Source organism: Mycobacterium nebraskense (genome assembly GCF_002102255.1).
GTDB lineage: Bacteria > Actinomycetota > Actinomycetes > Mycobacteriales > Mycobacteriaceae > Mycobacterium > Mycobacterium nebraskense.
Window position 1 is genome coordinate 124731 of the sequence record NZ_LQPH01000158.1, and the last position, 13857, is coordinate 138587.

The following is a 13857-nucleotide window of genomic DNA, read 5'->3' on the forward strand; positions in this document are numbered from 1 at the left end:
CGGACTCGATTCATCAGAGCTTAGGCGCGTATGCAGGCGGCCCAGATTTCGTGCGCGGTCGAGAGCTGGCTCGCCGCCTGATCCGAGTCGGTCGCGAGGAAGGCGTCTTGGAGCCGGTCACCGACCGCAGGTTGGCTCAGCCAGGAGAGTATCAAGGCCTTAGTCGGGGGCTCGAAAGGCTTGTCAAACATGAAGATCTCGGAAATCAGATCGGCAACGTGCATAGTCGCCGACGGCGCATAGGTGGACGACCAGTAGTCCAGCATGGGTCCTAGCGGAATGTCGCACCAGTCCGCGAAATTCAGCGCGGACCGCACATCCGACAGGTAGCCAAGCGGCGCAGGGTAGGTGTTCAGCAGCTCGAACCAGACCGCGTCGAGCGCCTGACGCAGAACCGATGAGTCGGTGGCGTCCCACTTCGGTAACCGCCCCTTCAGTCTGTGCAGGCCAGATACGAAGTCGAATGGCGGAGCCGGTTCGAGGAGGAGCAACTCGACGAGGCGAGGAAAAAAGTGGCGTAGGGCGGTGTCGTCCAGCGACACGACATGAAGCGCGTCAAGTTGTCGGCCGGACAGCGCGCGCGGTGATGTTGAGGCAATGCCTTCAGTCGACCATTCGGGGCCGCACCGCGGACATACCATCACGTTGCGCGGAAATGGATTGCCCGCAAACCGCATGTACATCCGTTCCAGCGCCTCCGCCACAGGCGCCGGCAATGTGTGCTCGTGGGGCTCGTCCATTGGTGCGCTGTCTGGCAGTGGTTGTGGGGGTTCGCGGCCGCTACGTAGTAGGGGTCGCATTCATCGTCTACGCCGTGCTACCAACCGGTCGTCGGGCATTGTCGCCGCGCGGGTGCACCACCTGCGGCCACCAGAACCAGCGGCCCAGCAGCGTCGCGATTGACGGCATGAGCAGCGTGCGCACGATCAGGGTGTCGAGCAGTAGGCCGATGCAGACCGTCGACCCGAACTGTCCCAGCACCCGCAAGTCGCTACCGAGCATGGACGCCATGGTGAAGGCGAACACCAGACCCGCGGCCGTTACCACCCCACCGGTGCCGGCCATCGACCGGATGATCCCCGTCTTGAGCCCGGCATGGATCTCTTCTTTGAATCGCGAGACCAATAGCAGGTTGTAGTCGGATCCGACGGCCAGCAGGATGATGACGGACAGCGCCATCACGATCCAGTGGATCCTGATGCCGAACAGGTCCTGCCAAATGAGCACGGACAGCCCGAATGAAGCCGCGATCGAGCTGGCCGCGGTGCCGACGATCACCAGCGCGGCCACCACACTCCTCGTGAGCAGCAGCATGATCATGAAGATAAGTGTCAGGGCCGACACCACCGCGATCATCAGGTCGTATTTCTCACCGTCGGCCATGTCCCTGAAGGTTGGGGCCGTTCCGCCGAGATAGACCCTCGCGTCCGACAGGGAGGACTGCTTGAGTCCCTCCTGTGCGGCGGTGCGCTCGGCGTCGACTCGCGAAATGCCTTCCGGCGTCATCGGATCGCTCTGGTGGGTGATGAAGAACCGCGCCGACTTACCGTCCGGTGACAAGAACATGCGAAGGCCCGTCTGGAAATCCGGGTTATCGAAGGCTTCCGGCGGCAGGTAGAAGAAGTCGTCGTTCTTCGACGAATCGAAGCTTTGCCCCATCACGATGGCGGTGTTGCTCATCGCTTCCATCTGGTCGATCATCGCCTTGAACGTCTGGTACAGGGTGAGCGTGATGCCCCTGGTGGTCTTCAGCGTGGTGATCAGCGTGGGAAACAGCGCATTCAGGTCGTGTGTGGCTTTGGCGGTGTGCTGGATGTCGGCTGTGAGGTAGTGGAACTGCTCGGCGAGCTGGTCGAACCCGTCGAACGTGTCGAAGAGGGACCGCAACCCGATGCACACGGGAATGTCGTAGCAGTGCCTCTCCCAGTAGAAGACGCTGCGTATCGGCCGGAAGGTGTCGTCGAAATCCGCGATGTGGTCACGCAGGGTATCGGTGATTTGCGACGTCACCGCCGTGGTTTTCGCGCTGTCGTCTGCGGCGTTGGCCAGGTCTAGTGACACCTCGTACTGGCGCTGCGTGGTCTCGATCTGGGTCTGCAGGTCGTCGGCCATCCTGAGGATGTCGGCGATGCGCTCCTTGAGGAAGCCCATGTTCTGCATCGTCGTCTGGCTTTGGATGCTGTTCTGGAACGGTATCGAGCTGTGCTGAATCGGAATGCCCAGCGGCCGGGTGATGTCCTGAACCATGGCGATGCCGAGCGTGCGCATCTCGTTCTTGGCCACCCGGTCCAAAACCAGCATGTCGGCCGGGTTTCGCATGTCATGGTCGGACTCGACCATCAACATGTCGGGGTTCATCCGGGCCTGCGAGAAATGGCGGTCGGCGGCCGCCTGCCCGAGATTGGACGGGGCGGAGGTCGGTAGGTAGTAGCGGTCGTTGTAGCTCGTCTTGTAGCTCGGCAGGGCGACCATGCCGATCAACACGACGGCGGCGCTCACGGCCAAAACCGGTGCGGGCCAGCGCACCACCGCGGTGCCCACCCGCCGCCAGAGCCGCCCACCCTTGGCCGCCCGCTTGGACTCGAAGAAGTGAAAGCGACTGCCCACGAAGACAACCGCGGGGCCCAGCGTGAGTCCGGCCAGCACCACCACCAGCATGCCGATCGCCACGGGTGCGCCCATGGTGTTGAACCACGGCAACCGTGTGAAACTCAGGCAGTACGTCGCCCCGGCGATGGTCAGGCCGGACCCCAGCACAACGGGGGCCACCCCTTTGAAGGTGGTGTAGTACGCGGTTTCTCGATCCTCGCCTGCGCGCAACGCTTCTTGATAACGGCCGACGAGGAAGATGCCGTAGTCGGTGCCGGCCGCGATCGCCAGCATGGTGAGGATGTTGGCGGCGAAGGTGGTGAGCCCGAATGCGTTGTGGTAAGCGAGAACCGCGACGACGCCCCGCGAACAGAGCAAGGCGACGAATGTCATGAACAGCTGGACCAGCGTGGTGACGATGGACCGGTAGACCAGCAGCAACATGATCGCGATGGCGCCCAAGGTGAACAGCGTGATCTTGGCCAGGCTGGCGTTACCGATGATGTGCATGTCGTCGGACAGCGCCGCGGGACCGGTGACGTAGGCCTTCACGCCCGGCGGTGCCTTGTTCTCGTCGATCACCTTGCGCACGGCCTCGACGGAGTGGTTCGCCTGCGTGGTGCCCTGGTTTCCGGCCAGGTTGATCATGACGTAGGCGCCCTTGGCGTCGGCGCTCTGCGCGCCAGCGGCGGTGAGCCGGTCGCCCCAGAAGTCCTGGATGTGCTGGATGTGCTGGGGATCCTTGCGGAGGTCCCGGATCAGTTTGTCGTAATACTGGTGCGCGTCCGGGCCGAGGGGTTGCTGGCCCTCCAGCACGATCATGACCGTGCTGTTGGAATCGAATTCGCGGAAGTTGTGGCCCAGGCGCATCATCGCCTTCATCGACGGCGCGTCCAGCGGTGTCATCGGCGCCGAATGCTGCTCTCCGACGACTTCCAGTGTGGGGACGATGACGTTCACCAGGACCGTGACGAATACCCAGCCCAGAATGATCGGCACCGCGAAGATGCGGATCGCATGCGGGAGGTACGGCCGGTGGCCGCGCTCGGCCTTGGCTTGGCCCGGTGTCCGGATCGGACCCGTGTCTTCGGTATCCGCGGTGTCGGCGGCGTTCAGGGGGCCCCGGCTGTTCGCGTCGCTCATGCGGACTTCACCAGGCAGAAGGTCTGCGCGTTGTGGCCGTCGGAGTTCCGCTGTTCGCGGACGACGCCGTCGACGGTGATCTTGCAGCTGATCTCACCGCCGTCGCTCTGCGCCATGATGTTGGCGCTCACCGAGGGCAAGGTCGTCGAGATGGTGGCCGACCACGGCAGCGGCGCCGCGTTGACCTGATGGGTGTTGGCGTTCTCGTCCCAGTAGTTGATGTTGGCGGTGGCCCCGGGCGGCCCGGTGACGTCGTAGACCACGACCTTCGGGTTGAACTGCACGATTTCGATCCCCTTGCCGGCGTTCGCGTTGAGATCCTCCGAGCCGAAAATCTTGTGGAGCCGCGACACGATCAATGCCGAAAAGGCCAGCACCACCACCAAAACCAGCGGTATCCACGCCCGCTTGAGCACACGGGCTACGGCGCCGGTGCGTGGACCTGAGTCTGGACTAGCCACCACCTGACCGCCTTCCGCTTGACCGCCACCCCGGCGCTGCCGCAAAGCTCAACTACGTCGCCGACGACACCGATGTCTGTCGACGATTTGCTCAGCTAAGCACTCTAAACCTTAGTGCACGCAAGCGTTCCTCCGGGGGCCTCCGATGTGGCGAACGGCATATCGTTCCGGGCGCCTACCGCGCCACCCGGCCGGTGACCGGCGGCAAATCGGCAAGCGTCACGATCCCGGGCTCGGCGGCCACCACTGCCGGGACCGCATTAGTAACCGGCATCGCGGTGTAGATCATTCCCAACCCCATGAACCCGGGCTCCGTCCAATCCTTCGGCGGCAGGCAATGCAGGACGGTGCGCATGTTGGGCAGCCCGAACACCTGGATGACGTGGCCGTGCTCGAGCGGCTTGGGCGGCACCACGTGATTGCCCATGGTCCAGTTGAACCCGACGCTGACCACGTTGCGGTCGCCCTCCCAGCCGCGGTGGAAGCCATAGACACCGCCGACCGTTCCCGCGGGGATCTGCATGAAGCCCAGATCGGAATCGCCGGTGGCGGCGGTGAAGGTGACGTCGAACGTCATCCGGTCCAGCCTCGCCCCGATCGCGTCGGCCATCATCGCGGCCGATTCGGCGAAGACCTCGCTTTCGCGCCGCACGCTTTCGGCCAGCCCCGGCGTGTCGGGATCCTGCGAGAATCCCATCGCCGTTTGCGTTTCCGCTGATTCGTAGGTCGAGCAATCCACGGACTCGGTGATGCGGATCTCGTCGACGCGTTCGCAGGCGCCGCTGAGCACCATGCCGACCATGTTCGTCATGCCCGGGTGCGCCCCGCTGCCGAAGATCGTCGATCCGCCTCGCTTGCAGGCGTCCGCGATGCGTTCGCGGTCCTCAGGTGTCTGCTTTCCCCCGGTGATCCAGGCCGCGCTGGAGCACACGTTGACACCCGCTTCCAGCAACCGCACCAACTCATCGACGTTGGGCCACAACGGGTTATAGCAACACGCGTCGGCGCCCAGGGCGAGCAGCGCGTCGATGTCATTCGTCGCTTGCACGCCGGTCGGCTCCGGCCAGCCGGCCAGTTCGGCAGCGTCCACCCCGACCTTGTCCGCCCCGTGCGCATACACCCCGACCAGCTCCATGTCCGGTCTGCCGATGATGGCGTGCAGCGAACGTCGCCCGATGTTCCCGGTCGTCCACTGGATGACGCGTAAGGGACGGTCAGTGCTGGTTGTGCTCATCATGGCTCCTTTGCCGCTGCGGGTTGGACTCATTATTAGTCAGCGGTTACGGGGCGTTTTGAGAATGGGTCAAAGACCGGCCATGCCGACTGCGAGGAACGCACAGCCGGCCGCGGCCAGCAGTATTGCAACCTCGAAGCGGCGACGCGATCGAATCCAGTTGTGCAGCGCCGCCACCGACGTGGCGGTCGCCTTCGGCGCCAGTAGATAGGCCAGCAGCGGAAACTCCACGAGCGCGAAGGCCACGACGTTGAACATCAACAGCGCTGCGACTTGCGTCAGGGCCGTCGCGCCGGAGACCACGATGACGGCGAGCGCGGCCAGATAGTCGACCGACGGCAACGCGATCCCGAGACCGGCGATCCCGGCGACGGACAGCGAATGCCCGCTCAGCAATCGTCGGGCCGGTGTCGCCAATCTTGCTGGGCGCGAGCCCAACCGCGCCGGCACGTCGGCGGCCACCACCACCGCGAACAACAGCGCGAGGAACCCGATCAGAATCTGAACCTCGGGCAATGCGAAGTGGGTGGAGCCGAGCAATCTGCGGCGAAAGACTAACAAGACAACCAGACCCACCGTCATTCCCATTGCGAAACCGCCAGACAGAAACGCGAGCAGTTGCAGCGCCGGTCTCGGCCTGTTCAGCATGAGTACCGTCATCCCGATTCGGACCGGTTCGACACTGACGGCAACCGCCATCAACAAAACAGTGACCAACATCGGCATTCTCGGTGCGCGCCCGCCGGCCGCGCTTAGGCGTCCAACCGGGCGAATTGGTCCCGGTTGTACTGCTCGATACAGGCGGCGCGCCGGATCTTGCCACTCGTGGTGGTGGGAATTGACCCGGGCGGTACCAGAACGAGGTCCCCGACATTCACGCGGTGCGCGTTGGAAATCGCCGAGATGACGTCGGTCTTGACGGAGGCGAACCAGCGCATCGCCTCCTCGTCGGAATCGTCTCGCTTCTTGAGCTCGATGACGGTGACGAGCTTCTCCGTACTGTTCACCGGAACCGATATCGCCGCGACCCGACCACCGGTGATCTCCTGGACCGTCGCCTCGATGTCCTCGGGATAATAATTGCGCCCACGGATGATCAGCAGATCCTTGATGCGGCCGACGATGAACAGCTCACCCTCGTGAATGAAACCCAGGTCGCCGGTTCTCAGCCAGGGGCCCGCGGGCGTACCCGGGGACGGGTCCACGAGCATTGCGTCGAAGCAGGTCTGTTCCTCCGGCGGTTTGCACCAGTAGCCCTCGGCCACATTGGCGCCGTGTATCCAGATCTCGCCGACCAACTCCTGCGGGCACTCGCGGTTGGTGTCGCAGTCGACGATTCGCAGCGTGGGTGATTGCGGCACTTTGTATTTCACCAGCGCCGCGCCGGTCCCGGCCGCACACCGCCGAGCGCGACCCGCGGACAGCTCTTCGAGTTCGAAGTGAACCGTCGATGAGTCACCCCAGGTACCGGTCGCCACGAAGACGGTTGCCTCGGCCAAGCCGAATGACGGACGCAGCATGTGGTCCCGAAAATCGAAGTGAGCAAACCGGTCAACGAATCGATTAAGGGTGGCCGGCTCGACACGTTCGGCACCGCTGATGATGCCGAGCACGCCGGAGAGGTCGAGCCCGGAAAGGTCACTGTCGCGTGTCTTGCGGGCCGCCAAGTCGAAGGCGAAGTTAGGCGCCGCCGACCAGGTGGACGGATTCTCAGCCAGGGATCGCATCCACCTGGCCGGCCGCTCCAGGAATGCGATCGGACTCATCAGCTCGCCGCGATAGCCGCCCAGGATCGGCGCGCAAACCCCCAGCACCAAACCCATGTCATGGTAAAACGGCAGCCACGACACAAGCGTGGCATTCGCCGGGGCCTTGCCATGGGAGTCCGCGAAGAAGCTGCGCATCAGCTGCTCGAAATTCACCTGCAGATTGCGGTGCGAGATCGTCACGCCGGTCGGCGTGCGGGTCGAACCCGAGCTGTACTGCAGGTACGCGAGGCTAGGCAAATCTGCTGTCAGAAAGTGTGTTCCGCCCTCGACATCCAGATTCATCGAATCGATTTCGACGATCTTCGGCACGTCTTCCATGCGTGAACGATCGACATATTCGGCGACATCTTCGGCGACCTCGGACGTGGTGAGCACAACCGAGGGCGACGTGTCGGCAAGGACCGTACTTACCCGCTCATCGCTCGAGCCGCGATGCGGCAGCGGGAGCGGAACCGCGATGAGGCCAGCCTGCATGGACCCCAGGAAGGCCGCAATGTAATCGAGGCCCTGGGGAGCCAGGATCACCGCCCTGTCCCCGGCCGAACCGTGCGGGCCGAGTTCGCGCGCCACGTTCAGCGTTCGGCGGGATACCTGCGACCACGTGAGACTCTCGGGAACACCCGCCGGGTCGCCCTCGTAATCGGTGAACGTGTACGCCACGTCGTGGGGCCGCAGGCTGGCACGTCCGTGCAGCATGGAGAGAATCGATGATCCAGACATAGGCGCGTTCTCAGCCGGTGCCATGGGACAACACGGACGTGGCACCGCTGAGGATCTGCGAGAGCGGGTCGGCGCCGCCGCCGAATGTCGCCTGGTTGGCCGGCGCGGTGACTTCGGCTGGGTCGAATCCGTGCACCGGGTCCACCTGGACCGGAGCGGTCGACGGGTCGTCGTTCCGCGAATAGCCCGCGTTCACCCGGGGAATCAGGATTGCGTCCAGCTTGTTCAGCGTGTCTTCCGGAATCCCGATGTAGGCCAGCGGCATGACAAGGGGAAGGTGTTTTTCCGGGACCATGATCGTCGTGTCCTTCGCGCCCCGGGAGTTGATGGTCGTCCTGATGTTCTGCGGCGGCACCATGCTCGGGTTCGTGAAGGCCACCGCGGTGTGACCCGTGGCGAGGCCTAGGAGCGTGTTGGCGAGAGCGAACATGTTGTCCGGCCGGTCGGGGAAGTCCGCAATCGAGTCGTAGGCGGCCACGAACCTGTTCGTGTCGTACTGGCTCTCGTACGGCGGCGGCATGGTGTAGTCGAGTGCCGGAACGACGCTGCCGACCGGGAACATCGCAGTCAGGAAACTCTGGCCGAACGCGTGCCGCCCGATCGGGTCGCCGAATGTGGCGAAGTTCAATGTGTCCGACGGGGGAGCGGTCGGGTCATTGGCAAGCCGAGCCTGCTCGCCATCGACCACGAACCCGCCCTCGGACAAGCCGATCGCCGTACCGGGGCGACCGGCGCGGATCGACGCGTCGAGATTGTTTATCCCCACGTCGACCGACTGGCCGACGCTGGGGCCGTCCAGACCCAGGCCGGGGAACAGCTCATCGCCGACCTTTCCGATGCCCGGAAAGAGTCGCTCCAGCACGTGGCCCTGAACCTGCCCCGCCGGGTAGCGGACGATTTCTCGCTTCTGCCCGGGGAACCACTGGGCGCCCTCCTGGCGGATGTACTCGTCGTAGGGGATGCCCAGAACGTGGGCGCCGCCGAGGGCGAACGCGGTCTGGTCGCCCGGCGCCCCGGGGGTCGGCGGCCCGCCGATGGGCGTGTCGTCAGCCGACGCGGTTACGACGCCGAAACATGCTGTGGCGCCAACGGTTACCAGCGCCGTAACTCCTGCGAGTACTTTCTTCATCCCTAATCCTGACCGCTCGGATTCGTTTCGTAGTCTCACACACCTCATGTGTACGCGCTAACCGGGTTGCAGCTCGCCGCGTCCGGCCGGCGACGGCCGATCACCCACTCGGGACGGCCACCAGTTCGCCCGTCCGACCAGCGCGGCGATGGCGGGAACCGTGATGGTGCGCACCAAGAAGGTGTCCAGCAAGATTCCCGCACCGATCACGAAACCGCCCTGGACCACGGTGCCGATGCTGGAGAACAGGAGGCCGCACATCGAGGCGGCGAAGATCAGACCTGCCGCAGTGATGACACCGCCCGTCGAACTCAGGGTGCGAACGATGCCGTAACGCATGCTGTGCGAAGACTCCTCACGCATTCGCGAGACGAGCAGCATGTTGTAGTCGGCTCCCACCGCTACCAACACCACGAATGCCAGCGGGGGAACGCTCCAATGTAATTGCTGGCCGAGTAGGTACTGAAATACCAGTACGCCAATGCCCACCGCCGACAAATACGAAATGACCACGGAGGCAACCAGATACAGCGGTGCGACAATTGCACGCAGCAGTGCGATCAAGGTCAGTAGCACGACGAACAGGGTTACCGCGATGATGAACCGGATGTCGTGCTGGTAGTAGTCGCGGGTGTCCTTCAGGCCAACGGTGTACCCCGCCATCGAAATCGTGGCATCAGCCAGCGCGGTATTCGGTTGCGCGCCCCGCGCGGCCGCAGTGATCGAATTGACCTGATCCATGGCTTCGGTGCTGAACGGATTCAGTTTGGTTTGAACCAAATACCGCACCGAGTGTCCGTCTGGGGAAATGAATACCTTGGCCGCCTTCTGAAACTCCTCTAAGTGCAGCAGCTGGGGCGGGATGTTGAACCCGGCCATCGCCGGTTGAGCCGCGTCGCGTTTCAGCGACAACAGAAATGCCGCCGACTCATTGAGCCCGGCGCCGAGCTGTTTGACTTGGTCGACGAGTTGAGCCACCGCGTCGGCCACCTGCCGGCTCCCACCGGCGAGTCGGTTTGCGCCATCCTGCACACCGTTCAAATTCGCCTGCATGCCACCGGGTTTGTCCATCCCCATGGAGTGCAGCACATTGGTGAGCTTTCCCAACGCGGCACGCACGCGGTCGGTCGAGGCTTTCAGAGCCCTTTTGTCTTGGTAGTCCTGCAGTTGGTGGGCCAAGTCATTGATCGCGTCGAGGTCTGCTTGATCGCGGCTGCCGACCAGTTGCTCAAATGTTCCGCGGGTGGCGCTGCACGACGGATCGGCATCGCATATCGGGTTACCCTGCAGCGCCGCGAGCACCGGGCCTATCCAGGCGAACACGTTCTTGGCCGCCGAGAAGTTCCAGCCCATGGCATTGCTGAGCGCATTGACATGGTCGACGAGCTGGGCCGCGATGTCGACCTGTTTGACCAGGGCGTCTCCGCTGTACTGGTTCTTCGCGGAGGAAAAGGCACTCTCCAGTTCCTGCAAACTGGCGGCGAGCTGGTTGACCTGGCCGCGGACATCGCCGAGGCTGTTGGCCAGCGTGCCGGCACCTGCGACCAGCCGGTTGAGGTCATCGGTGTGATCGTTGATCATGGTGGAGCCGCCGGCCAGCAGGGTGCCGATAGCGCCCGCCTGATACGTGGCCCGGAATTGTTCAGGCACGTTTCCGGTGGGACGCGTAATGCCGCTGACCGCGGCGACATTCGGCAGTTGGCTAACTCGGTCCGCCATCTGTTCCAAATCGGCAAGGGCCTTCGGCGTGCGAAGGTCGTGCGGTGATTGGATGAGGATGTACTCCGGGATGGATTGATTGACCGGGAAATGACGATCCAGCGCGGCATAGCCGATGGAGCTCGGAGCGGAAGAACGCAGGGCCTTGCGGTCGTCGTAGTTGTAGCGCACCAAGCCGGCGCAGCTGGCCAGGATGATCAACACCAGCACACTGGCGACCAGATTGGCCCTGGGCCTGCGCACGATGCGGATGCCCGAACGCCGCCAGAACCGGGCGGTCAGTTCGCGACGCGGCTTGACCCAGCCACGCGGCCCCGCGAGCACCAGAATTGCCGGCAGCAACGTCACCGCGGCGAGGAATGCCACGCCGATTCCGATCGCCGACGACGCACCGACCGTCTTGAACACGCCCATTCGGGCGAAGCTGATGAGGAGAAATGTGATTCCGACCGTGGCTGCGGACGCGCCGATCACTTTTCCGATCGAGATCATCGCGCGCCTGATCGCCTGTTCGGAATTCGCACCCGACCGCAAATAGTCGTGATAGCGGCTGATGAGGAAGACCGCGTAATCCGTTCCGGCGCCGGCCATTATGGCGCTAAGAAACACGATGGACTGGTTCGAGACGCCCGAGCCGGTGAAATAGGAGTAGCCCGCTACCACCGCCTGCGCGATCACCAGGGATATGCCTATCGTCAGCAACGGCAACAGCATGGTGACCGCGCTGCGGTAGATCACCAGCAGGACGATGAGCACCAGAACCGCGATCGCCAGCTCGATCGGCAGCCGATCCTGATCGCCCGCGACGGTGAGGTCGGCGACGGTTGCCGCGGGGCCGGTGACGTTTACCGTCAGGGGACTCCCGGTCACGGTGTGTTTGACGATGTCGCCGATCCGGTCGAAAGCGGCGTACGACTGGGGAGTGCCCAACTCGCCCGCAACGCCGACCGGCAGCACCCACGCTTTGTGATCCTTGCTGGTCACGACCGAGCGCAGGGGCGGCGTACTGACGAAATCCTGCACCATCACGACATCTCGCGTGTCCTGGCGCAGCGCGTCCACCAGTTTGCGGTACGTGGCTTCGTCGGAAGGACCAAGTCCCTTGTCGTCGGTCAGAACCACCAACAGGAGGTCGTCCGAGCCCGATTCGTGAAACGCCTGGGTCATCTTTCGAGCGGTGGCGCTCGACGGTGCATCGCTGGGCAAGATAGCGAGCGGATGCTTCTGGGCCATCTCGCTCAGGGACGGCAATGTCAGTGGTAGCGCGACCGCGATCGCGACCCAGAGCCCGACCACTGCCCAGGGCCATCGCACCACAAAATCAGCCAACCGTCGCATATCAACCTCGACCCTGGTCGGCGCAGTCGCGTGCGCCCGTCGGCGAGGCTCGCCGACGCTCTGTCAAGCCGCGCAAATTCGTGGTGGGTCCAACCGGAATCCGCGCTTTCAGAAAGGCCCTAGCCATCGAATGGCTCCACGCTACGCGACGCGTCCCCAGTGCCCGCTACCAGCCACCCGCCCGCACACGGACTTCATCGCCGCCATGTAACGGCTAACCGATTTTCGGGCGACCGGGTTGTCGGGATGCATGATCGCCATTACCGTGCCCTCCCCGTACCGGAATACATAAATGGTCAGCTGATACGAATACCGGCCGTCGGGATAGATTCCGATGTTGTCCGCAAGACCCAGGTCGGCCGCGGCAAGAATGGCGTTGAGTGGAGCGGCGCCGCCATGAAAGAAGTTCGACACCGGAAAGTTCGCCCGTGGCCAGCCTAGCCACGGCGCCAATTCCAACACGCAATAGTAAGACACTTTCGCCATCTCCAGACCCGAATCGAAAGAAGCCTGCGCCGCCCATGCGGCATCTCCGAAAGAGGCCGCGGCGATGGGGACGGTGATCGGGATCAAGCCGGTAAACCAACCCTGGGTCATGAAATTGTCGGCGGCTGTGCGGGAATCCCTCGGAGTCAGCCCGTAATACGTGAGAGCGCCCGTGAACTCGTGCTCCAGCAGGGCGAAGCAGGCGAACAACCCGCCGACGAAGCGCGCGCCGGCCGCCGCGCAGGCCGATTCGAATCGCTCCGTCTGTGCCGGGTCCATCAGGAGTTCGGAGGCCATTTCACTGCGACTTGACGCCGATGGATTACCCAGCGGGAGGGGGAATTCAGGAAACCCGCCATTGTTGTTCTCGGCGAAGTCAATCCACGCGCGCACCTCGGGCGAATCTACGGTTAACGATGACGTGTACTCGCGTTCGCGAATGCAGAAATCATCGAAGCTGCCGGCTTCGGGAAGGACGAGGGCCTCACCGCCTCCGCTCAACGCGGTATACATTCCGTTGGCTTCCATCATCGTTGTGCCGATCAACGTCGCGTCCCCGTGGACATGATCCATCGCGGCAAAGAAAGTGAAGTGCCCCTCGCATTGGATGATTCCGAACGTGAAGCAGCCCCACTCCAGCGGGTTCGGTATGGCCACGACATGGGCGTGTATCTCGTCAACAGTCATGTGGCCGTGGTCGATCGGCGTGAATTCGATGTCCGCAGGATCGCTGGTGGTACGCCTGACGAACTCGCCGTCACCGGTGTGCTCGAACCAACTGCGGAACGTGTCATGCCGACGCAGATACGCGTTGACGGCGTGATTCATGGCCGCGACATCACAAGTCCCAGGTACTTCACAGGTAGCGATGATCTGCCGGGAGAAGTTGAGCCCCGCAGCGGTCCGTTCCACATAGTTTCGAAGATGTTGGCCCTGCATGTAGCTGACCGGCACGGAGCTGACCGGCGCTTGTCGGACCTTTTCGCGGGCCGCGGCCGTCGGGTGCCACGAGGTGACCGACCCTGGGGTAACCGTCCATTCATCGAGTGAGCCGATCGTAATCTTCCCGATGCGCAAAACTACGTCCTCCTCGGTTTAACGGCTCCACTCCGGCCACGTCGGGCGACACCAAGATAACCCTCGCGGCGATCGCTGTCGCAGGCATGCGCGGGCCACCGCCTACACTCGCTGACGGATCCGGTGGGCCGTTGTTCGATCGAACGGCCGGGAGGGGAGCAGGGCGGCGGCCGCTCAGGCCGTCGCTGCGCG

9 protein-coding genes are annotated in these 13857 nt (G+C 63.6%); all 9 read right to left on the minus strand.

Translation table 11 applies throughout. The annotated features are described in order from the left end of the window. Positions 1–20 precede the first annotated feature (20 nt). The 9 genes from AWC17_RS24230 to AWC17_RS24270 all read right to left on the minus strand — a co-directional run bounded on the left by AWC17_RS24230 (position 21) and on the right by AWC17_RS24270 (position 13665). Positions 21–740, minus strand: coding sequence for a hypothetical protein (locus AWC17_RS24230; RefSeq protein WP_046182121.1), 720 nt, complete (start codon positions 738–740; stop codon positions 21–23). A 67-nt stretch (positions 741–807) separates the two neighbouring features. After that, positions 808–3732 carry an MMPL/RND family transporter gene (locus AWC17_RS24235; protein ID WP_046182120.1) on the minus strand — a complete coding sequence of 975 codons (2925 nt, stop codon included), beginning with the start codon at positions 3730–3732 and terminating at the stop codon, positions 808–810. Then, positions 3729–4196, minus strand: a complete 468-nt coding sequence (locus AWC17_RS24240; RefSeq protein ID WP_197083342.1) for an MmpS family transport accessory protein — start codon at positions 4194–4196, stop codon at positions 3729–3731. Before AWC17_RS24240 ends, AWC17_RS24235 begins: the two co-directional genes overlap by 4 nt. A gap of 172 nt (positions 4197–4368) precedes the next feature. Then, positions 4369–5427 carry an NAD(P)H-dependent amine dehydrogenase family protein gene (locus tag AWC17_RS24245; RefSeq protein ID WP_046182135.1) on the minus strand — a complete coding sequence of 353 codons (1059 nt, stop codon included), beginning with the start codon at positions 5425–5427 and terminating at the stop codon, positions 4369–4371. A gap of 69 nt (positions 5428–5496) precedes the next feature. Further along, positions 5497–6147: a GAP family protein gene (locus AWC17_RS24250; RefSeq protein WP_046182134.1), complete on the minus strand. Its 651-nt coding sequence runs from the start codon at positions 6145–6147 to the stop codon at positions 5497–5499. A 32-nt stretch (positions 6148–6179) separates the two neighbouring features. After that, positions 6180–7916 carry an AMP-binding protein gene (locus AWC17_RS24255; RefSeq protein ID WP_082122840.1) on the minus strand — a complete coding sequence of 579 codons (1737 nt, stop codon included), beginning with the start codon at positions 7914–7916 and terminating at the stop codon, positions 6180–6182. A 10-nt stretch (positions 7917–7926) separates the two neighbouring features. Beyond that, positions 7927–9045 carry an acyltransferase PE gene (gene pe, locus AWC17_RS24260; RefSeq protein ID WP_046182117.1) on the minus strand — a complete coding sequence of 373 codons (1119 nt, stop codon included), beginning with the start codon at positions 9043–9045 and terminating at the stop codon, positions 7927–7929. Between the two features lie 57 nt (positions 9046–9102). Continuing rightward, on the minus strand, positions 9103–12102 hold the full coding sequence (locus tag AWC17_RS24265; protein WP_046182116.1) for an MMPL/RND family transporter: 3000 nt from the start codon (positions 12100–12102) through the stop codon (positions 9103–9105). 141 nt (positions 12103–12243) lie between these two features. Next, positions 12244–13665 (minus strand): condensation domain-containing protein, encoded by a 1422-nt coding sequence (locus AWC17_RS24270; RefSeq protein WP_046182115.1) that lies wholly within the window; start codon positions 13663–13665, stop codon positions 12244–12246. Positions 13666–13857: the final 192 nt, after the last annotated feature.